Raw genomic sequence first — 20,704 nt, 5'->3', positions numbered from 1 at the left:
GCCCGATAAGGCGGTTGGTAAGAATTAAAACGCGCGGCGGGCCGTCGAAAGCTGCCGGAGTGGGGGCTGCGCGACGCCTGGCACGCTCGCGCCGCGCCTTCCTGCGTATAACGGCAGCGTTTAAATCGACGGTATCCGGTTTATCCCTATTCGGGATTGACTGGATAAAGAACGGACTGGATTAATTCACTGGTAATCGCGCAATGGAAAGCTTGTAAATATTTGTAAATGCGCGATCCGGTGTTTTTATATATTGCCTGATACGGGTAAATAAAAAGCCGGCCAGTGGCCGGCTTTGCATGGCATGCGATGCTGAATCAGCGTTTGAGGCCGGCGTCCTCGGCCGCGCCGATGTTGAGGTTCATGCACTGGATCGCGGCGCCCGACGCGCCCTTGCCGAGGTTGTCGAGGCGCGCGACCGTGACGAAGCGCTCCGCGTTGCCGAACACGAACAGGTCGACGCGGTTCGTGTCGTTGTTCGCCTGCACGTCGAAGAAGCCGCTGTCGAGGTTCGCATCCGCGTCGAACGGTGCGACGCGCACGAACGCTTCGTCCGCGTAGTACTCGGCGAACACGCGCTGCACGTCCTGCGGCGTCGCGCGCTTCGCGAGCTGCCCGGGCGTGAAGTAGGTCGTCACCGCGAGGCCTTTCAGGAACGGGCCGACGATCGGCGTGAAGATCGGTGCGTTCGCGAGGCCGGTGTGCGCGGCCATTTCGGGCAGGTGCTTGTGCGCGAGGCCGAGCGCATACGGGCGCGGGCTCGCGAGCTTGCCGCCCGGCGCGGCGCTTTCGTACTCGGCGATCATCGACTTGCCGCCGCCGCTGTAGCCGGTGATCGAGTAGCTGTGCGCGGCGAACGTCGGCGCGACGATGCCCGCATCGACGAGCGGCCGCATCGCGAGCACGAACGCCGATGCGTGGCAGCCGGGCACCGCGATGCGCTTCGACGTACGAATCTTCTCGCGCTGCGCGCGGGTCAGCTCGGGCAGGCCGTAGGCCCAGTCGGCATGGGTGCGGAACGCGGTGCTCGCGTCGATCAGCGTGGTGTTCGGGTTCTCGACGAGCGACGCGGATTCGCGCGACGCGACGTCCGGCAGGCACAGGAACGTGACGTCGGACGCGTTGATCAGGCGACGGCGCTCGTCGACGTCCTTGCGCTTCGCTTCATCGATGCGCAGGATCTCGATGTCGCTGCGTGCCGACAGGTATTCGAAGATCTTGAGGCCGGTCGTGCCTTCCTGGCCGTCGACAAAAACTTTGGTGCTCATTTCGCTCTCACTGAATGAAACGGGAGCCGCGGCGCCCTGAAACCGCCATTTTAAGACGTCATCCGGCGGGCCTGTACCGCACGGGGCGAAAAAAAGACGGCCCGCGGGCCGTCTTGTGTCCCTTTGGTGCACCCCCACGCTGCGCGGCCACGCCAGCGGCCGGTGCGAGCGGGCGGGTGCCCCGGGCGCGCTCAGCGGCCGCCGGCCACCCAGCGCGCCGTCGCTTCGGCGACGCGCCGGCCGAACGCCTTCGCGGTATCGAGGTCGCCGGGCAGCGGGCCCTCATCGGGCGTCGCGTCCGCCGGCGACTGCGCGAGCAGGCCCGTGAAGCCGCCGACGTAGTTGATGTCGTTGCGCGTGGCCGCCTTCGAGTTGGCCGGCATCATGCCCGTGCCGACCCACACCATCCCATGTTGCATCGCCAGCGTGACGAAATACTGAATCGTCGAGAACTTGTCGCCGTTCATCGTCGCGGAGTTCGTGAAGCCCGCGGCGATCTTGTCCTTCCATTTCTGCGTAAACCACGGTTTCGAGGTCGCGTCGGCGAATTGCTTGAACTGCGCGGACGGGCCGCCCATGTAGGTCGGCGCGCCGAAGACGATCGCGTCCGCCGCGTCGAGCGCGGCCCAGCCCGCGTCGTCGAGCTCGCCGACGGCGAGGAGGCGTGCGGCGGCGCCGGCATCCTGCGCACCGGCGTGCACGGCCTCGGCCAGTTTCTGCGTGTGACCGTAGCCGCTGTGATAGACGATGACGATGTTCGACATGAAGCGTTCTCCGGAAAGGGACGGGAACGGCGGCCCGCAGGCTCGCCGCGACACGCGCCGCAGTTGGGCGGCGCGACGGATGCGCGGCGGGATGCCGCGACCGGTGCAGCCGAGTCTAGCAAGCCGAAATGACCGGAAGAAAGCGCGCAGGCCGCGCACAGAAATTCGCGGGCGCGGGCAATCGCGACCGCCACGGGCGGCGGCGCGCGCTTACCTACTGCCCGTAAGTGACCGTGAGTCGCGCGGTGCCGATCGCGAGCGTGCCGATCTCGTGCTCGAACATCGGCGCGGGGCGGCCTTGCGAGATACGCAGGTCGGTGCCTTTCAGCGCGTAGACGGTGATCACGTAGCGATGCGGTTTGCCGGGCGGTGGGCACGGGCCGCCGTAGCCGTCGATTCCGAAGTCGTTGCGCGCCTCGCTCGCGCCGATGCGGCGCAGGAAGCCGGACGCGCTCGCATCGGCCGGCAGGCTCGTGACGGTCGCCGGGATGCCCGCGACGGCCCAGTGCCACCAGCCGTGCCCCGGCGCGTCGGGATCGAAGATCGTGACCGCGTAGCCGCGCGTGCCCGGCGGCGGGTTGTGCCATGCGAGTTGCGGCGAGCGGTTCGCGCCCTTGCAGTCGCCGCGGTCGAACACGTTCGCGGGCCGCACGCGGGCGCCCGCCGTCAGGTCGTCGCTCGTCACGGTGAACGGGCCTTCCGCATGCGCGGGCAGCGCCGCGAAGACGGCGGCGCACAGGAGGGCGGAGAAACGGAGCGGAGAAGGGCGACCCGATGGCGCAGGCGGAGTGATCCGGCGATCCACACGCATATGGCGCTTCTCCCGTCACGTGGGCCGGGCCGAGGCTCCCGGCATTGTTGGCGTTGTATGTTGCCCGCGCAGCTGAGGGCGGCGATGGATCAAGTCTAGCATTAGGGTTCGATGAGCGACGCACACCGGCGCCCGCGATTGCGCGCGGTCGGCGCGCAACGCGACGGACGAAAAAAAACCGCCTGCGATGAAGCAGGCGGCTCGTTCAGCCAGTGCGCCGGCATGCATGCCGGCGGGGCGTCATTCCTTCGGGGCCGTCGCGCCGCCGTGCGCGGCCGACCATTCGGCCGGTGCGTGCAGGAATTTCTCGACTTCGTCGAGCGTCTTCGTCTCGAAGTAGCCCGACGCCTTCGCGACGCGCAGCACGTCCCACCACGTCGCGAGCGCGTGCAGGTCGACGTCGATGTCCTTCAGGACCGACACGCTTTCCTTGAAGATGTTGTAGTGGAACAGCACGAAGCAGTGGTTCACCGTCGCGCCCGCGGTGCGCAGCGCGTTGACGAAGTTGATCTTGCTGCGGCTGTCGGTGGTCAGGTCTTCCACCAGCAGCACGCGCGAGCCTTCCTCGAGATGGCCTTCGATCTGCGCATTGCGGCCGAAACCCTTCGGCTTTTTGCGCACGTACTGCATCGGCACCATCATCCGGTCCGCGATCCATGCCGCGAACGGGATGCCGGCCGTCTCGCCGCCCGCCACCGCGTCGATCTGCTCGAAGCCGATGTCGCGCGTGATCGTCGTTTCCGCCATTTCCATCAGCGCACGGCGCACGCGCGGATACGAGATCAGCTTGCGGCAGTCGATATAGACGGGGCTTGCCCAGCCGGACGTGAAGATGAACGGTTTTTCGGCATTGAAGTGCACCGCCTGCACTTCGAGCAGGATTTTGGCGGTCGTATCCGAGATCGACTGACGATCGTAGCCTGTCATGGGCATTCCTTGGGTGATGAGCGAGGAGCGGGCGCGGGCCCGGTGGCGCAGCAAGGGGAACCTGCCCGAAGGGCCGGGGTGCGATCGGCGGGCCGACCGCATCGCTGCGCGCGTAGCCCGCTATTTTACCCGATTCAGGCAGGTTTTCGGCGGAATTCGCGCGGGTTCGCTGCCCGGCTCACCACCGGCGAAACAAACGGGGGCAGACCGTCCCGGCGCTGATGCCGGAGATGCGGCGTCGCAGCAACGGACGTCATTTAGGGGGTGTACACTAGGCGACCCTTAGAAATCGTTCAGTACTTTGTACTTTCCTCTTGCCATCCGCCAAGGTTCGATGGCGTGCCGATCCGGTGCGTCGCGGGCCGTCTCGCAGTCGACCATCCCCTCGATTCAAGCAGACGCGGCCGAAGGTGCTGTGTACTGAGTCGTCAATATTCCGCATGTCTCTCGCAGGTCAATCATGGACGAACAACTGAAGCAGGCCGCTCTCGCTTATCACCTGAACCCGAAACCCGGCAAGATTTCGGTCACCCCGACCAAGCCGCTGTCGAACCAGCTCGATCTGTCGCTCGCGTATTCGCCGGGCGTCGCCGCCGCGTGCGAGGCGATCCACGCCGATCCGCTCGACGCGCAGAAGTACACGTCGCGCGGCAACCTCGTCGGCGTCATCACGAACGGCACCGCCGTGCTGGGTCTCGGCAACATCGGCCCGCTGGCCGCGAAGCCGGTGATGGAAGGCAAGGGCTGCCTCTTCAAGAAATTCGCGGGCATCGACGTGTTCGACATCGAACTGTCGGAGTCCGACCCCGACAAGCTCGTCGAGGCGATCGCGATGCTCGAGCCGACGCTCGGCGGCATCAACCTCGAGGACATCAAGGCGCCGGAATGCTTCTACATCGAGCAGAAGCTGCGCGAGCGAATGAAGATTCCGGTCTTCCACGACGACCAGCACGGTACCGCGATCATCGCGTCGGCCGCGATCCTGAACGGCCTGAAGGTCGTCGGCAAGAAGCTGTCGGAAGTGAAGCTCGTGTGTTCGGGCGCGGGCGCGGCGGCGATCGCGTGTCTGGACTTGCTGGTGAATCTCGGCCTGACGAAGTCGAACATCCTCGTCGCCGATTCGAAGGGCGTGATCTACGAAGGGCGCGGCAACCTCGATCCGTCGAAGCAGCGCTATGCGGCCAACACCGACGCGCGCACGCTCGCCGACGCGATCGTCGGCGCGGACGTGTTCCTCGGCTGCTCGAGCGCGGGCGTGCTGAAGCAGGACATGGTCAAGACGATGGGCGACAAGCCGCTGATCCTGGCGCTCGCGAACCCGGAACCGGAAATCCGCCCGGAAGACGCGAAGGCCGTGCGCCCGGACGCGATCGTCGCGACCGGCCGTTCGGACTACCCGAACCAGGTCAACAACGTGCTGTGCTTCCCGTTCATCTTCCGCGGCGCGCTCGACGTCGGCGCGACCACGATCACGGAAGAAATGAAGCTCGCGTGCGTGCGCGCGATCGCCGAGCTGGCCGAGGAAACCGACCAGAGCGAGGAAGTCGCGAAGGCGTATGAAGGCCATTCGCTCGAATTCGGGCCGGACTACCTGATCCCGAAGCCGTTCGACCCGCGCCTGATCATCAAGATCGCGCCGGCCGTCGCGCAAGCCGCGATGGATTCGGGCGTCGCGACGCGCCCGATCCAGGACATGGACGCGTACCGCGAGCAGCTCGGCGCGACCGTCTACCGCACCGGCATGGTGATGCGCCCGGTGTTCGCGGCGGCGAAGCAGAAAGAGGCCCGCATCGTGTTCGCCGAGGGCGAGGACGAGCGCGTGCTGCGCGCCGCGCAGTTCGTGCTGCTGGAAAAGATCGCGAAGCCGATCATCGTCGGCCGTCCGTCGGTCGTCGACATGCGCTTGCAGAAGATCGGCTCGAAGCTGAAGGCCGGCGTCGATTTCGAAATCGTCGATCCGGAAGACGATGCGCGCTACCACCGCTACTGGCAGGCGTATCAGGAGATCGGCGCGCGCGACGGCGTGACGCCGGAAGTCGCGAAGGCCGCGATGCGCAAGTTCAACACGCTGATCGGCGCGATGCTCGTGCATCTGGGCGATGCGGACGGGATGATCTGCGGGATGATCGACACGTTCCACAGCCACCTGAAGTTCATCGAGCAGGTACTGGGCCGCGCGAAGGGCGCCGAGCACTTCGCCGCGATGAACCTGCTGATGCTGCCAGGCCGCAACCTGTTCGTGTGCGACACGTACGTGAACGAGCTGCCGAGCGCCGACCAGCTCGCCGACATGACGATCCAGGCCGCGGCCGAGATCGAGCGCTTCGGCATCGCGCCGAAGGCCGCGCTGCTGTCGAACTCGAACTTCGGCAGCGCGCCGTCGGCGTCGTCGCGCCGGATGGCCGAGGCCCGCAAGCTGATCGTCGAGCGTGCGCCGAACCTCGAAGTCGACGGCGAAATGCACGGCGACGCGGCGCTGTCGGAACTGATCCGCAAGCAGGCGTTCCCGGGCACGACGCTGTCGGGTGAAGCGAACCTGCTGATCATGCCGAACGTCGAAGCGGCGAACATCGCGTACAACCTGCTGAAGATGGTCGGCGGCGAAGGCGTGACGGTCGGCCCGTTCCTGCTCGGCGCCGCCAAGCCGGTCCACATCCTGACGCCGGCCGCGACCGTGCGCCGGATCATCAACATGACGGCCGTTGCCGCCGCGAACGTGAACACGAAGTAAGCTCACGCCCGCGTGTGCCGCGCGTCAGGCGCGGCGCAATGAAAAACGCCACGGAACCTGGGTTCCGTGGCGTTTTTTTTGCGTGAACCGCGACGGGCGGCGGCGCGGGCGGGCGTTCCTGCTTCGAACGCCGCGCCGCGACCGCGCGTTACGCGACCTGCTGGTGCGACTGGCCGCCTGCCGGCGAACGCCACTTCGCGAGCAGCGTGTCCCACTTCTGGCGTACCGCGCGCAGGTTGTTCTCCTTCACGTGGCCGTAGCCCCGAATGCCGTTGGGCAGCATCGCGAGTTCGAGCGCGAGCGGCCGGTTGGCCGCGTTCAGCCTCGCCAGCACCTCGCCGATCAGCGCTTCGTACTCGCCGATCAGCGCGCGCTCGGTGCGGCGCTCCGCGGTGCGGCCGAACGGATCGAGCGCCGTGCCGCGCAGGAACTTCGCCTTCGCGAGCAGCCGGAACGCCGACATCATCCACGGGCCGTACGCCTTCTTCACGAGATGGCCGTGGGCGTCCGTCTTCGCGAACAGCGGCGGCGCGAGGTGGAATTTCAGCTTCCAGTCGCCTTCGAACTGCGCGCGCAGGCGCGCGAGGAACGCGGGGTCGGACTGCAGCCGCGCGACCTCGTACTCGTCCTTGTACGCCATCAGCTTGAACAGGTTGCGCGCGACCGCTTCGGTCAGCGGTTCCTGCACCGTGTCGCCGTCCGCCAGTGCGCGCTCGGTGGCGCGCACCTTGTCGACGAACGCCGCATAGCGCGACGCGTACGCGGCGTTCTGGTACGCGGTGAGGAACTCCACGCGCTTCGCGATCAGCGCGTCGACCGCCTTCTTCGTGTGCAGCGAGATCACCGTGGCGCCTTGCGCGGGCCGGGCGTCGCCGGCCGCCGCCTGCTTCACGCTGGCCAGGTCGTACGCGGCGCGGCGGCCCCAGTCGAACGCCGCGCGGTTCTTGTCGACCGACACGGCGTTCAGCTCGATCGCGCGTTCGAGCGACGCGAGCGTCAACGGCAGCCAGCCCTTCTGCCATGCGTAGCCGAGCACGAACGGGTTCGTGTAGATCGCGTCGCCGAGCAGCGCGACCGCGAAGCGGTTCGCGTCGATGAAGTCGACCGCAACACCGGCCGCCGCGCGGATGTCGTTCTCGGCGGACAGGCCCGGGAACGCCCAGTTCGGGTTCTTGATGAACTCGGCGGTCGGCGTCTGCGCGCTGTTGACGACCACCCGCGTCGTGTCGTGCCGCATCCGCGACGTGCACTCGTCGCCGGCCGTGACGATCGCATCGCAACCGATCACGAGATCGGCTTCGCCCATCGCGATCCGCGTCGCGTGGATGTCGGTCGGCGCGTGCGAGATCTGCACGTGGCTCATCACGGCGCCGCCTTTCTGCGCGAGGCCGGTGACGTCGAGCACGGTCACGCCCTTGTTTTCCAGATGCGCGGCCATCCCGAGCAGCGCGCCGATCGTCACGACGCCCGTGCCGCCCACGCCGGTGACGAGCACGCCGTACGCGCGATCGATCGCCGGCAGCGTCGGTTCCGGAATCGGCGGCAATGCGCTGCCGTCGACCGACACCGCCTTCGGCTTCTTCAACTGGCCGCCCTCGACCGTGACGAAGCTCGGGCAGAAGCCCTTCACGCACGAAAAGTCCTTGTTGCAGCTCGACTGGTTGATCTGGCGCTTCGTGCCGAATTCGGTTTCCAGCGGCTCGACCGACAGGCAGTTCGACTGCACCGAGCAGTCGCCGCAGCCTTCGCACACCGCGTCGTTGATCACGACGCGCTTGGCCGGGTCCGGATACGTGCCGCGTTTGCGGCGGCGGCGTTTCTCCGTCGCGCAAGTCTGGTCGTAGATCAGGATCGTCGTGCCTTCGATCTCGCGCAGCTCGCGCTGCACGTCGTCGAGCTGGTCGCGGTGATGGATCGTCACGCCGGGCGCGAGCAGCGCCTTCTGGCTGTCGTACTTCTCCGGCTCGTCGGTGACGATCACGATCTTCTTCGCGCCTTCGGACGCGAGCTGGTGCGTGATCTGCGGCACCGTCAGCACGCCGTCGACCGGCTGGCCGCCCGTCATCGCCACCGCGTCGTTGTAGAGGATCTTGTAGGTGATGTTCGCCTTCGACGAGATCGCCGCGCGCACCGCGAGCAGGCCCGAGTGGAAATAGGTGCCGTCGCCGAGGTTCGCGAACACGTGCTTCTCGTCGGTGAACGGCGCCTGGCCGATCCACGGCACGCCTTCGCCGCCCATCTGGCTGAAGGTGCTCGTGCTGCGGTCCATCCACACGGTCATGTAGTGGCAGCCGATGCCGGCGATCGCGCGCGAGCCTTCCGGCACGCTGGTCGACGTGTTGTGCGGGCAGCCCGAGCAGAACCACGGCTTGCGCTCGGTCTGCACGTGCGGCTTCGCGAGCGCCATTTCCTTCGCGTTGATCACCGCGAGCCGCGCGGCGATGCGCGCGCGCACGTCGGACGGCAATTCGAACTTCTCGAGCCGCGTCGCGATCGCCTTCGCGATGATCGCGGGCGACAGCTCGTAGTGCGCAGGCAGCAGCCAGTTGCCCATCGGCACCGACCATTCGCCGCCGGCGCCATCCTTCTCGTCGAACTTGCCGAACACGCGCGGGCGTTGCGCGTCGGGCCAGTTGTACAGCTCTTCCTTGATCGCGTATTCGAGGATCTGGCGCTTTTCCTCGACCACCAGGATTTCGTCGAGGCCGCGCGCGAACGCCTGCGCGCCCTGCGCTTCGAGCGGCCACACGCAGCCGACCTTGTAGAGCCGGATGCCGATCCGCGCGCAGGTTTCGTCGTCGAGGCCGAGGTCGGTCAGCGCCTGGCGCACGTCGAGATACGCCTTGCCGCCGGTCATGATCCCGAAGCGCGCGTTCGGCGAATCGATCTCGATCCGGTCGAGCTTGTTCGCCCGCACGTACGCGAGCGCCGCGTACCACTTGTAGTCGAGCAGCCGCGCTTCCTGCACGAGCGGCGGATCGGGCCAGCGGATGTTCAGCCCGCCTTCCGGCAGGATGAAATCGGTCGGCAGCACGATCTCGGTGCGATGCGGGTCGATGTCGACCGACGCCGACGATTCGACGACGTCGGTCACGCACTTGAGCGCCACCCACAGGCCCGAGTAGCGGCTCATCGCCCAGCCGTGCAGGCCGAAATCGAGATATTCCTGCACGTTCGACGGGAACAGCACCGGCAGCCCGCAAGCCTTGAAGATGTGTTCGGACTGGTGCGCGAGCGTCGACGATTTCGCCGCGTGGTCGTCGCCGGCGAGCACCAGCACGCCGCCGTGCTGCGACGAGCCGGCCGAGTTCGCGTGCTTGAAGACGTCGCCGGTGCGGTCGACGCCCGGGCCCTTGCCGTACCACATGCCGAACACGCCGTCGTATTTCGCGCCGGGGTACAGGTTCACCTGCTGGGAGCCCCACACGGCGGTGGCGGCGAGATCTTCGTTGAGGCCGGGCTGGAACACGATCTGGTGGGCGGCCAGGTGCTGCTTGGCTTTCCAGAGCGACAGATCGAGGCCGCCGAGCGGCGAGCCGCGATAGCCGGAGATAAAGCCGGCCGTATTGAGACCGGCGGCGCGGTCGCGTTCCTGCTGGAGCATCGGCAGGCGCACGAGGGCCTGGATGCCGCTCATGTACGCGCGGCCGCGTTCCAGTGTGTATTTGTCGTCAAGCGTGACGGACTTCAGCGCGGCTTCTAGCGACGCGCGTTGGTCTGCGTCTAGCGGGGCATTCATTAACTGTCTCCTCCACCCGGTCTGGGATCACCAAAACTTCGGTTGCGTCGGCATCTTTTGGACGCGTCTGCAGTGGCCGGCATGTTCGCCGGTTTTAAGGGATGGTAGCACTGGGGCAAACCCGCCGCCCATCGGTTGCAACGCGGGGAATGCGCGGCGGCGCCCCGCGAAAACGGGGCGGATGATGCGTTACATCATGTAAAAGCATGTAAAGCCGCGTTGATCTTCGGGCAAATGCCGTTAATCTTGTCGGCCTGCCGGAGGTGCCCGGCCGCGTGGGTTCGTTCCGACGCAGTCGGGGAGGCGCCGGCAGTTTTACAGGAGGTGCAATGAACACACGTCATATCCAGAGTTTCCTGATCGTGTCCGCCGCGTTTTTCTCGATGACCGGCCCGGTGCACGCGCGAGGCGCGAGCGCACTGGCGGCAGCCGGCGCGCAGATGCAGCAGATCGTGCCGGCCCAGGACGCCGCAGCCCAGCCGTCGGCCGAGCGTGCCGCCGAGTCGAAGGCGAACGTGCGTTGATGCGATCGCGCGGCTTGCGGGCCGCGCCGAAATACAAAAGGGCGGGAATCCGAGGATTCCCGCCCTTTTTCTTTGTGCGGCCGGATCGCGCGGGCGGCCCGGCTGCCGAGCCGCTGCCGCGCGGTGCAAGCGTCAGGCCTTGTCCTGCACGACGCCGCGGCGGATCTGGTCGAGCTCGATCGATTCGAACAGCGCCTTGAAGTTGCCTTCGCCGAAGCCCTGGTTGCCCTTGCGCTGGATGATCTCGAAGAAGATCGGCCCGATCTGGTTCTCGGTGAAGATCTGCAGCAGCAGGTCGTCGCGCGCGCCGTCGATCAGGATCTTGCGTTTCTTCAGCTCGGCCAGCGATTCGCCGTGGTTCGGCACGCGGCGGTCGACCAGTTCGTAATACGTGTCGATCGTGTCGAGCAGCTTCACGTCCTTGCTGCGCAGCCCGTCGACCGCCTGGTAGATGTCGCTCGCGCCGAGCGCGATGTGCTGGATGCCTTCGCCGTGATACGCGTCGAGGTATTCCTGGATCTGGCCGGCCGTGTCCGAGCCTTCCTCGTTGATCGGGATGCGGATCTTGCCGCACGGCGACGTCATCGCCTTCGACTTCACGCCGGTCACCTTGCCTTCGATGTCGAAGTAGCGCACTTCGCGGAAGTTGAACAGGCGCTCGTAGAACTCGGCCCATTCCTGCATGCGGCCGCGATGCACGTTGTGCGTCAGGTGGTCGATGTAGGTGAGGCCGTGCCCGACCGGGTTCGGGTTCGCGCCGGGAATCGGCTCGAAGTCGACGTCGTAGATGCTGATGTCGCCGATCGCGCCCGGCTGCGCGCCGTTCTTGCCGCGCCAGCGGTCGACGAAATAGATCAGCGAATCGCCGATCCCCTTGATCGCCGGGATGTTCAGCTCCATCGGGCCCGTCTTGTTGTCGAAGCCCCACGCGCCGAGTTCCAGCGCACGCTGATACGCCTTCGCGGCGTCCTGCACGCGGAACGCGATCGCGCAGATCGACGGGCCGTGCAGGCGCGCGAAGCGTTGCGCGAACGAATCCGGTTCGGCGTTGATGATGAAATTGATGTCGCCCTGGCGGTACACCGTCACGTCCTTGTGGCGGTGGCGCGCGATCGCGGTGAAACCCATCCGTTCGAACAGGTGTCCGAGCGCTTTCGGGTCCGGTGCCGTGTATTCGATGAATTCGAAGCCGTCGGTGCCGACGGGGTTGTCCCAGTTGGGGATCTGCATGTCGTGTCTCCTGTGCGGGGCGATCGGCCGGGGCGGCGTGCGCGTGCTCGGCCTGGTTCGATGTCGACGGCCGCCTCCGCAATGAGCGTGTGCGGCGCGTCGAGACATGCGACAGAGTGTAGCGGGCGGCCGCGAGCGGAAACTTGCGAACTTGATCGCCCGCGCCTACGATGGCGCAATTTCCAGTCTCAAAATAATCAATGGAGGGCAGAAGATGGCGCAAGCCGAATTGGATGCCATCGATCGGCGAATTCTCGCGATTCTTCAGGAGAACGGGCGCCTGTCGAACCAGGAGATCGCCGAGCGCGTGAACCTGTCGCCGAGCCCGTGCCTGCGGCGGATCCGGCGGCTCGAGGACATCGGCGTGATCACCGGCTACGTCGCACTGCTGAATCCGCAGAAGCTCGGGCTCGACCTGCTCGCGTACGTGAGCGTGCGGCTCGAAAAGCGTGGCGGCCTCGCGCCGGTCCGGGTCGACGAGACGTCGGCGCGCGCGGGCGCGACGCACGCGGAGCTGTTTCGCGCGGCCGTGCAGGCCTGGCCGGAAGTGGTCGCGTGCCACGCGATGACGGGCGACATGGATTACCTGCTGCGCGTGCAGGTCGAGGACATGGCGCATTTCTCCCGCTTCGTGCAGGAGCATCTGCTGCATCACCCGTCGGTGATCGACGTGAAGACGAGCTTTTCGCTCGACTGCTTCAAGGAAACGACGGCGTTGCCGATTCGGTCGGTGCGCTAGCGGGCGGGGAAAGGAGGGGAGCCGGGTGCGCCACAGGCGCGGCCCGGCTGGCCGACGCCGTCGACGTCAGGCCGTCAGTGCGGCGGGTATCAGCGATTCGATGAACTTCGTCGTGCGGCGCGCCTGGCGCTTCATCGCGTAGTCGAACACCGCGGCCTGTTCCTGCAGCATCTCGGCGATGATCGTCGAGTGGTCGGCGGGCGGCAGCGACAGGTACGCATCGGCTTCGCCGTACGCGTACTCGATCCGCATCCCGGATTTCTTCGCGATGTGCATCATCGTCGCGTTACGCGACAGGCAGTGCATGTACAGCATCGTCACGTGCGTGTTGCGGCTGCGGATCGCCGCGCGCTCGAACAGCTTCGAGCCGACGCCGCGGCCGCGTGCGCTTTCGAGCACCGACACGCCGAATTCGGCCGTGCGCTTGTCGCCTTCGGCCGGCAGATAGGCCAGGTGGCCGACGCCGATCAGTTCGAGATCGTGGTCGAACACGCCGAATACGGTATCGCGACCGAAATCGATCGTGCGGACATAGTTCTCGATCACGTGGTCGGGCACCATCTGGCCGAAGCGCAGCAGGCGGTCCTCTTCGTCGAGCGAGAGAAAGTGGGTGAGCATCTGCTCACGGTCTTTGGAAGCCAGTTCCCTGACGAGAACCGGCGCAGTACCGGCGTGGCCGACAGCATCGGCACGGCGGTTGGATCGCGTGTTCATCGTGGGTTCCTCAGTGTGTGGCTGCACAAGCGGCTTGTGCAATGCAACAGCATTCTACCCGACCGAGGTAAGGGAAAACCCGCATTTGACGTTATTTGTGCCGAGGGTGAATTCTAAATCCGCTTAATTATTCGTCTATCTATTTGATTTTTAATGGATTTAAAATTCATCATATGAAACGCGCGACGGGCGGTCGCACTGTGCCCGCCGCGCAACGCATGCTGCTGCGCGGCATCAGGCCGCTGTCGACAGCCCGCGTTCGATCAGGTCGATTACCTGTTCGGCGAAGTCGCGGTAGCCGAGGCGCCCGCCCGGCTTCAGCCATGTGAAGGTCCAGTTGATCATCCCGAACACCATCATCGTCACGGAGGTCTGGTTTTCCTTCGAGATGCGGTCGGGATACGCGCGCGCGAGCTGCCGCGTGAACGCCGCGACGATGTCGCGCTGGCGGTCGAGCACGATTTCGCGCTGCGCATCCTCCAGATACTTCACGTCGTTGAGCAGCGCGACGTGGCGGCTGTGCGACGTCTCGTATTCGGCGAGGAACGCGCGCACGAGCTCGGCGAACGCGTCGCGCTCGCTGAGGCCGCGCCGCTGGCTCGCACCCTCGACCTCGGCGATGATCAGCATCAGCCGTTTGGTGTAGCGATCGAGCAGGTCGAACAGGATCGCTTCCTTGCTCTCGTAATAGTGATAGAGCCGCGCCTTCGACGTACCGCTCGCGGTCGCGAGATCGGACATCGACGTGCTCGGGTAGCTCGTCTGCGCGAATTTCTCGGCGGCCAGGTCGAGGATCTGCTCGCGCTGGGATTCGTGGTCGGGCGCTCGGGTTCGGGCCATGGTCGAAGGAAGATTAGCGGTGCGCGGCGGCCGGGGCCGCGCGCACCTGCGTGGAAGAGAGGGCCGCGGGCGCGTCGTCCTGCAGCTCGAGTCGGCCGGTGGCCGCGAGTTCGCGGCAGCGCCACCACGCGATCGAGTCGCTGACGAACAGCCCGCCGCGGTCGGCGGCGGCCATGATGCTGCCGACGAGGCGCCGCGCGGGCTGCCAGTCGGTTTCCGCGCGCGCGACGATCAGCGCGTCGAGATCGGCGTAGTGGCCGCTCTTGATCGTGTTGCTGACCCAATAACGCAGCTCGGCGTTCAGGTGCTTCGCCTCCTGCCACTCGAGCGCAAGGCGGCCGATGCGCAGGACCGAGATCGGCGCGGCCACCGGCCGCTTGCGCGCCAGTTCCGCGGGCGAGAACATCCCGGTCGCGCAGGCCTGGTCGGTACGCGACAGCGATGCGCGCTGCGCGGCGTCGAGGTCGGCGGCCGACAGCCGTACCTCGTTCAGGCGCTGCGGCACGTTGCGCAGGTGATAGGCGACGCGGCGCAGCAGCAGCTTGTCGCCGACGCTCGGCGCATGCCACACGACGACCTGGCCGGTATCCATCGCGAGCTGGTCGAGGCGGGCGAATTCGCCTTCGATTTCCGCGTTCCAGTCGGGAATCTGGTCGCCGAGCACGTGCTGCCAGAAAGCGGCGCGCGTGTCGGGCGTCTCGTCGGCGCCCTTCAGTGGCCCGACGCCGAGATCGTCGAGCAAACCGACGACGCGCTCGTCGCGTCCGGCTTGCACGAGAGCCTCGCGCAGCGACGCGGCGGCGGTGCCGCCCTGAATCACATGAATGGTACTCATCGGCCTGTCGTCAACAAAAGAAAACCGCCGACGGGCGGACGTTGCGATGTCCAGCCGGCCGGCGGCCCCTAGTGTAAGCGAGATGTGTGACGGCGAGAAACCGTCGGGCGCCGCGACGCGATGCCGCTCAACGTTCGTCGAAGCTCACGACGACCTTGTCGCTGATCGGGTGGCACTGGCACGTCAGCACGAAACCATCCTTCACCTCGTGCTCCTCGAGCGTGTAGTTCTTCTCCATCCGCACTTCGCCTTCGACCACCTTCGCGCGGCATGTGCAGCACACGCCGCCCTTGCACGCATACGGCAGCGCGAGGCCCGCGCGCAGGCCCACGTCGAGCAGGCTCACGCCTTCGTACGGCAAGCGCAGCTTGCGCTTCTTGCCGTCGAGCACGATCTCGAGATCGGCGGCCGGCGTCTGGTCGGTGATCTCGACGACCGGTGCGCCGGCCTGCGGCAGCGGCGTGCCGAAGCGCTCGACATGCACCTTCGCCTGCGGCACGCCGGCCGCCTTCAGCGCGGCTTCGGCGGCGTCCATCATCGGCGCCGGGCCGCAGATGAACGCCTCGTCGATCGCGTCGGCCGGTGTCAGCGTGGCGAGGAATTCCGCGCATTTCGCCTGGTCGAGCACGCCGTTGAACAGCTCGACGTCCTGCAGATCGTCCGACAGCACGTGGTAGAGGACGAAGCGGTTCATGTAGCGGTTCTTCAGGTCCTCGAGCTCCTCCGCGAACATGATCGCGTCGACGCTGCGGTTGCCGTAGATCAGCGTGAACGTGCTGCGCGGCTCGAGTTCGAGCGTCGTCTTCACGATCGCGAGCACCGGCGTGATCCCCGAGCCGCCGGAAAACGCGACGTACTGCTTGCCGTGGTCGGCGTTCAGGTGCGTGAAGAAGCGGCCATCCGGTGTCATCACGTCGATCATGTGGCCGGGCTTCAGCGTATCGAACGCGAAGTTCGAGAAGCGGCCGCCGCGCACGCGCTTGATGCCGATGCGCAGTTCGCCGTCACGGTCGTAGTCCGTCGTGCCGACGCAGATCGAATACGAGCGGCGCGTCTCCTCGCCGTCGATGTGGGTCTTCAGCGTGACGAACTGGCCCTGCGTGAAGCGGTACGCGTCGCGCAATTCGGGCGGCACGTCGAACGAGACGGTCACGGCGTCGGCGGTCTCGGGCCGCACGTCGCGGATACGCAGCGGGTGAAATTGCGGGGTCGCCATATTCAGTAGGGTTTGAAGTAGTCGAAGGGTTCGCGGCAGTCGACGCAGCGATACAGCGCCTTGCAGGCCGTGGACGCGAATTGCGCGAGACGTTCGGTGCGCGCGGAGCCGCAGCGCGGGCAGGTGGGTGCCGCGACCGGCCGCGGCACGAAGCGCACGACGTTCTCCCGCGGCGCGGCGCTGCCGCACTGGCCGACCGGCGGCGCGATACCGTACGCGCGCAGCTTGTCGCGCGCTTCCTGCGTAATCCAGTCGGTCGTCCACGCGGGAGCGAGCACCGTCTCGATCCGGTGCGGCGGCAAGTCGGCGGCCTGCAGCGCGGCGGCGATGTCCTCGGCGATCTGCGACATCGCCGGGCAGCCCGAGTAGGTCGGCGTGATCACGACTTCGAGCTGGCCGTCATCCGCGCGGCGGACGTCGCGCAGGATGCCGAGCTCGCGGATCGACACGACCGGGATCTCCGGATCGGGCACGGCTTCGAGCACGTCCCACGCGCGGGCGAGCAACGGATCGTCGCGGTGCGCGGCGGGGGCAGGGGCGGCGGTCTGGGCGGACATCGTCGGGCTCCGTGGCGTGGGCCGGTTACCAGCTCGCGCCGGGATGCTGGCGCGCGAGGCTCTGCATTTCGGCGAGCAGGTAGCCCATGTGCTCCGAGTGCTCGCCCTGCTTGCCGGTCGTCACATGCTTCACCGGCGCCGGCAACGTGAGCGTGGCTTCCGCGAGCGCGTCATCCACGTCCGCGCGCCACGCGGCCTCGATCGCGGCCGGCGCCGGGCCGATGCCCGGTGCGACGATCGCGTCGTCGATCGCATCGGCGGCGAAAAATTCGCGTGTGTACGGCATCAGGTAGTCGAGCGCGGCCTGCGCGCGGCGGTGCGATTCGTCGGTGCCGTCGCCGAGGCGCACGAGCCACTCGCGCGCATGCTGGACGTGATAACGGGTTTCCTTCACCGATTTCGCGGCGATCGCCGCCAGTTGCGTGTCGGTCGACGTCTCCAGCGCGCTCCATATGTGCAGCATCAGCGCCGCGTACAGGAAGTTGCGCACGATCGTCACCGCGTAGTCCTTGTCGGCGTGCGCGGTGCCGGAGACCGGGCCGTAGTGCGGCAGTTCGGCGAGCGTGAAGTTCGCGAACTCACGCTCGGTGCGGAAGTACGCGTAGTCGTCCTCGGTCTTCGTCGCGCCGGTGAGCTGGCGCTCGAGCTCGGCCGCGTGCGTGTACAGCATGCGCGCCTGGCCGATGAGGTCGAGGCTCATGTTGGTGAGCGCGATGTCTTCCTCGAGGATCGGGCCGTGGCCGCACCATTCGGCATTGCGCTGACCGAGGATCAGCGCGTTGTCCGCGAGGCGCAGCACGTAGGAGAGGTGTTCGGGCGTGATCGTCATGGCGCGGGCGTTACATGTGGTTGACTTCGTCGGGCAGCGTGTAGAACGTCGGATGACGGTAGATCTTGTCGCCCGCCGGTTCGAACAGTTCGGCCTTCTCGCTCGGGTCCGACGCGGTGATCGCCGACGACGGCACCACCCAGATGCTCACGCCTTCCTGGCGACGCGTGTAGACGTCGCGCGCCATGCGCAGCGCCATCGTCGCGTCGGCCGCGTGCAGGCTGCCGCAATGCTTGTGGTCGAGGCCCTGCTTGCTGCGCACGAACACTTCCCAGATCGGCCATTCCTTGTTCATCGTTTTCTCCTGATTCCTGAATTCGAGGGGGCCGCTCAGGCGGCCTGCTGTTCGGCGCGGGCGCGGCGCTTCGCTTCGTGCGCGAGCGCGGCTTCGCGCACCCAGGCGCCATCCTCGTGGGCTTTCACGCGCGTCGCGAGGCGTTCCTTGTTGCACGGGCCGTCGCCGTTGACCACGCGCCAGAATTCGTCCCAGTCGATCGCGCCGTAGTCGTGGTGGCCACGCGCTTCGTTCCATTTCAGGTCGGGGTCGGGCAGCGTCACGCCGAGCACCTTCGCCTGGTCGACCGTCGCGTCGACGAATTTCTGGCGCAGATCGTCGTTCGAGATCCGCTTGATGCCCCATTTGGCGGACTGGCTGCTGTGGACCGAATCGGCGTCGCTCGGGCCGAACATCATCAGCACCGGCCACCACCAGCGGTTCACGGCCTGCTGGACCATCGCGCGCTGCGCGTCGGTGCCCTTCATCATCGACAGCAACGCGTCGAAACCCTGGCGCTGATGGAACGACTCCTCCTTGCACACGCGAATCATCGCGCGCGCGTACGGACCGTACGTGCAGCGGCACAGCGGGATCTGGTTCATGATCGCGGCGCCGTCGACCAGCCAGCCGATCACGCCGACGTCGGCCCAGGTCGGCGTCGGGTAGTTGAAGATGCTCGAGTATTTCGCCTTGCCGGCGTGCAGCGCGTCGATCAGCGAATCGCGCGATACGCCGAGCGTTTCGGCCGCGCTATAAAGATAGAGGCCGTGGCCGGCTTCGTCCTGCACCTTCGCGAGCAGGATCGCCTTGCGCTTCAGGCTCGGCGCGCGCGAGATCCAGTTGCCTTCCGGCAGCATGCCGACGACTTCGGAGTGCGCGTGCTGCGAGATCTGGCGCACCAGCGTCTTGCGATACGCGTCGGGCATCCAGTCCTGCGGTTCGATCTTGCCGTCCGCGGCCATCACCGCATCGAACCGCGCCTGCTCGGGCGACTCGGCTGCGGCGTCGAGCGGCGCGACGTTGCCGGGGATGTCGAGGGATTGCGTGTACATGGCGAAGGCTCTCGTCCGGTTGAGTGTGTGCGAAGTATAAACCAACCGACCGGTCGGTTAATAAATTTCTTGTGGATTTGCGGCGGGACTCGGGTAAACGAGGGACATCGGGGCGCGATCAAGCGGAGCAAGTGCGGCCCCGCACGTGGGGCCGGCATCTTCTGCGGCACAATGCCCGCTTTCCGATGAGGATTTTGCCGATGTCATTTCGAAGCAGTTTCGCCGCGGCTGTGCTGGGTGCGGCCGTTCTCGTGTCGCCGCTTGCAGCGTCGGCCGCGCCGGCCGGGTGGGTCGCTGCGTGGGCGACCGCGCTGCAGCCGATTCCCGACCTCGCCGCACCGCCGCCGCTCTACCGCGCGCCAGACGTGGCCGGGCGAACCGTGCGTCAGATCGTCTACCCGACCGTGTCGGGGCGGGCGGCGCGGATTCGCGTGAGCAACGCATACGGTCGCGCGCCGCTGGTCGTCGTGGCCGCGAGTCTCGCGCGCGCCGGCGAAGGGGCCGCGCTCGCCGGTGGTGCGGCGGTGCCGGTCCGGTTCGGCGGCAAGGCGTCGGTGACGCTCGCGCCGGGCCAGGAACTCGAAAGCGACCCGGTGGCGATCGGCGTGACGGCCGCGCAGCCGTATGCGATCAGCCTCCAGATGGGGCCGAACCAGCGGATGACGGTCTGGCATCGCGTGTCGAACCAGTTCAACTATGTGTCCGGGCCGGGTGATCACGTGAACGATCCGGGCGCCGCGACGTTTCGCACCCGCTTCACCCAATATGCGTGGGTGACCGAACTGGCCGTCGAAGCTGGTCCCGCACACGCCAGCGTCGCGGCGATCGGCGATTCGATCACCGACGGGCTGCGCTCCAGCGTGAACCGGAACCGCCGCTGGCCCGACGCGCTCGCACGCCGGCTGGCGGCAGCGGGTGCCGATTCGGTCGGCGTCGTGAATCTCGGCATCAGCGGGAACCGGCTGCTCAGCGATTCCGCGTGCTACGGCACGTCGCTGGCGTCGCGGTTCGAGCGTGACGCGCTGTCGCGATCGGGCGTGAAGGCGGCGATCGTGCTGATCGGGATCAACGACATCAATTTCGCGGCGATGCCGCCGCGCGCGGGGCTCGATTGCGATTACCCGCATACGCAGGTGACGGCTGCATCGCTGATCGATGGCTATCGCCGGCTGATCGAGACGGCGCACCGACAGGGCGTGAAGGTCTTCGGCGCGACACTCACGCCGGCGGCGCTGCCGGCCGGGCGCGAGGCGATCCGGCTCGAGGTGAATCGGTGGATCCGCAGCGGCGGCGGGTTCGACGGCGTCGTGGACTTCGACGCGGCGCTGCGCGATCCGGCGCGCCCGAGCGTGCTGCAACGCCGATACGATAGCGGCGACGGTATCCATCCGAGCGACGCCGGCTACACGGCGATGGCCGACGCGGTGCCGATTGAGCGACTGCAGGCTGCTGCGGGCGGCAACTGACACGTTCTATATATAGAAAGGAACGTTGCCGACGGCTGGTGGATCGTCCGCGCTTCCCGGCCCGTCGAGCCCAAAGCCTCCGTGCGCGTGAGCGCACGGAGGCTTTTTCAAACTTTCTTCACAAAAGCGCTTGCATGGATGGGGACAGGTGCTTAGAATCACGCCTCTTTCGCGCCAACGGAAAC

Annotated in this window: 18 protein-coding genes; 4 read left to right on the top strand and 14 right to left on the bottom strand. The window is 66.7% G+C overall.

Annotation, left to right across the window (positions count from 1 at the left end):
• Positions 1-317: 317 nt before the first annotated feature.
• From argC to H0X91_RS29050, 4 genes are all read right to left on the bottom strand, one after another.
• Entirely contained in the window at positions 318-1,268 is a 951-nt protein-coding gene (gene argC, locus H0X91_RS29065; RefSeq protein ID WP_006481596.1) for an N-acetyl-gamma-glutamyl-phosphate reductase, read from the bottom strand.
• Positions 1,269-1,459: 191 nt separating this feature from the next.
• The gene (locus H0X91_RS29060) at positions 1,460-2,032 is read right to left on the bottom strand and encodes a flavodoxin family protein (protein ID WP_006497426.1); all 573 of its coding nucleotides are present in this window, start codon (positions 2,030-2,032) and stop codon (positions 1,460-1,462) included.
• 214 nt (positions 2,033-2,246) lie between these two features.
• Positions 2,247-2,843, bottom strand: a complete 597-nt coding sequence (locus H0X91_RS29055) for a YbhB/YbcL family Raf kinase inhibitor-like protein (protein WP_006482912.1) — start codon at positions 2,841-2,843, stop codon at positions 2,247-2,249.
• 240 nt (positions 2,844-3,083) lie between these two features.
• Positions 3,084-3,770 (bottom strand): orotate phosphoribosyltransferase, encoded by a 687-nt coding sequence (locus tag H0X91_RS29050; protein ID WP_006482887.1) that lies wholly within the window; start codon positions 3,768-3,770, stop codon positions 3,084-3,086.
• A 460-nt stretch (positions 3,771-4,230) separates the two neighbouring features.
• Here H0X91_RS29050 and H0X91_RS29045 point away from each other — a divergent pair, with 460 nt between their 5' ends.
• A complete protein-coding gene (locus tag H0X91_RS29045) occupies positions 4,231-6,501 on the top strand; it encodes an NADP-dependent malic enzyme (protein WP_006482927.1) in 2,271 nt (756 codons plus the stop codon).
• 148 nt (positions 6,502-6,649) lie between these two features.
• On the opposite strand, the gene H0X91_RS29040 is transcribed toward H0X91_RS29045, so the two are convergent.
• Positions 6,650-10,240, bottom strand: a complete 3,591-nt coding sequence (locus H0X91_RS29040; protein WP_196433569.1) for an indolepyruvate ferredoxin oxidoreductase family protein — start codon at positions 10,238-10,240, stop codon at positions 6,650-6,652.
• Positions 10,241-10,569: 329 nt separating this feature from the next.
• Between H0X91_RS29040 and H0X91_RS29035 the strand changes: the two genes are divergently transcribed.
• Complete coding sequence (locus H0X91_RS29035) at positions 10,570-10,764, top strand: hypothetical protein (protein WP_006482893.1); 195 nt, start codon at positions 10,570-10,572, stop codon at positions 10,762-10,764.
• Between the two features lie 132 nt (positions 10,765-10,896).
• Here the strand turns inward: H0X91_RS29035 and hppD are convergent, their stop codons facing one another.
• Entirely contained in the window at positions 10,897-11,994 is a 1,098-nt protein-coding gene (gene hppD, locus H0X91_RS29030; protein WP_058902223.1) for a 4-hydroxyphenylpyruvate dioxygenase, read from the bottom strand.
• Positions 11,995-12,208: 214 nt separating this feature from the next.
• Here hppD and H0X91_RS29025 point away from each other — a divergent pair, with 214 nt between their 5' ends.
• Positions 12,209-12,733 (top strand): Lrp/AsnC family transcriptional regulator, encoded by a 525-nt coding sequence (locus H0X91_RS29025; protein ID WP_006482889.1) that lies wholly within the window; start codon positions 12,209-12,211, stop codon positions 12,731-12,733.
• Positions 12,734-12,799: 66 nt separating this feature from the next.
• Here the strand turns inward: H0X91_RS29025 and H0X91_RS29020 are convergent, their stop codons facing one another.
• The 8 genes from H0X91_RS29020 to paaA all read right to left on the bottom strand — a co-directional run bounded on the left by H0X91_RS29020 (position 12,800) and on the right by paaA (position 19,053).
• The gene (locus H0X91_RS29020) at positions 12,800-13,447 is read right to left on the bottom strand and encodes a GNAT family N-acetyltransferase (protein ID WP_006497421.1); all 648 of its coding nucleotides are present in this window, start codon (positions 13,445-13,447) and stop codon (positions 12,800-12,802) included.
• 234 nt (positions 13,448-13,681) lie between these two features.
• A complete protein-coding gene (locus H0X91_RS29015) occupies positions 13,682-14,287 on the bottom strand; it encodes a TetR/AcrR family transcriptional regulator (protein WP_006482923.1) in 606 nt (201 codons plus the stop codon).
• A gap of 13 nt (positions 14,288-14,300) precedes the next feature.
• Positions 14,301-15,122, bottom strand: coding sequence for a DUF1835 domain-containing protein (locus tag H0X91_RS29010; protein ID WP_012492290.1), 822 nt, complete (start codon positions 15,120-15,122; stop codon positions 14,301-14,303).
• A gap of 127 nt (positions 15,123-15,249) precedes the next feature.
• On the bottom strand, positions 15,250-16,338 hold the full coding sequence (paaE, locus tag H0X91_RS29005; protein WP_048992256.1) for a 1,2-phenylacetyl-CoA epoxidase subunit PaaE: 1,089 nt from the start codon (positions 16,336-16,338) through the stop codon (positions 15,250-15,252).
• Between the two features lie 2 nt (positions 16,339-16,340).
• A complete protein-coding gene (gene paaD / locus H0X91_RS29000; RefSeq protein ID WP_006482879.1) occupies positions 16,341-16,895 on the bottom strand; it encodes a 1,2-phenylacetyl-CoA epoxidase subunit PaaD in 555 nt (184 codons plus the stop codon).
• 25 nt (positions 16,896-16,920) lie between these two features.
• Entirely contained in the window at positions 16,921-17,724 is an 804-nt protein-coding gene (gene paaC / locus H0X91_RS28995; RefSeq protein ID WP_196433568.1) for a 1,2-phenylacetyl-CoA epoxidase subunit PaaC, read from the bottom strand.
• Between the two features lie 10 nt (positions 17,725-17,734).
• Positions 17,735-18,019, bottom strand: coding sequence for a 1,2-phenylacetyl-CoA epoxidase subunit PaaB (gene paaB, locus H0X91_RS28990; protein WP_006482881.1), 285 nt, complete (start codon positions 18,017-18,019; stop codon positions 17,735-17,737).
• A 35-nt stretch (positions 18,020-18,054) separates the two neighbouring features.
• Entirely contained in the window at positions 18,055-19,053 is a 999-nt protein-coding gene (gene paaA, locus H0X91_RS28985) for a 1,2-phenylacetyl-CoA epoxidase subunit PaaA (protein WP_034201096.1), read from the bottom strand.
• Between the two features lie 200 nt (positions 19,054-19,253).
• Here paaA and H0X91_RS28980 point away from each other — a divergent pair, with 200 nt between their 5' ends.
• Positions 19,254-20,519, top strand: a complete 1,266-nt coding sequence (locus H0X91_RS28980) for an SGNH/GDSL hydrolase family protein (RefSeq protein WP_196433567.1) — start codon at positions 19,254-19,256, stop codon at positions 20,517-20,519.
• Positions 20,520-20,704 lie beyond the last annotated feature (185 nt).

Source organism: Burkholderia sp. 9777_1386 (assembly GCF_015712265.1).
Taxonomy (GTDB): domain Bacteria; phylum Pseudomonadota; class Gammaproteobacteria; order Burkholderiales; family Burkholderiaceae; genus Burkholderia; species Burkholderia cenocepacia.
This window is presented reverse-complemented; position numbering and strand designations above follow the sequence as displayed.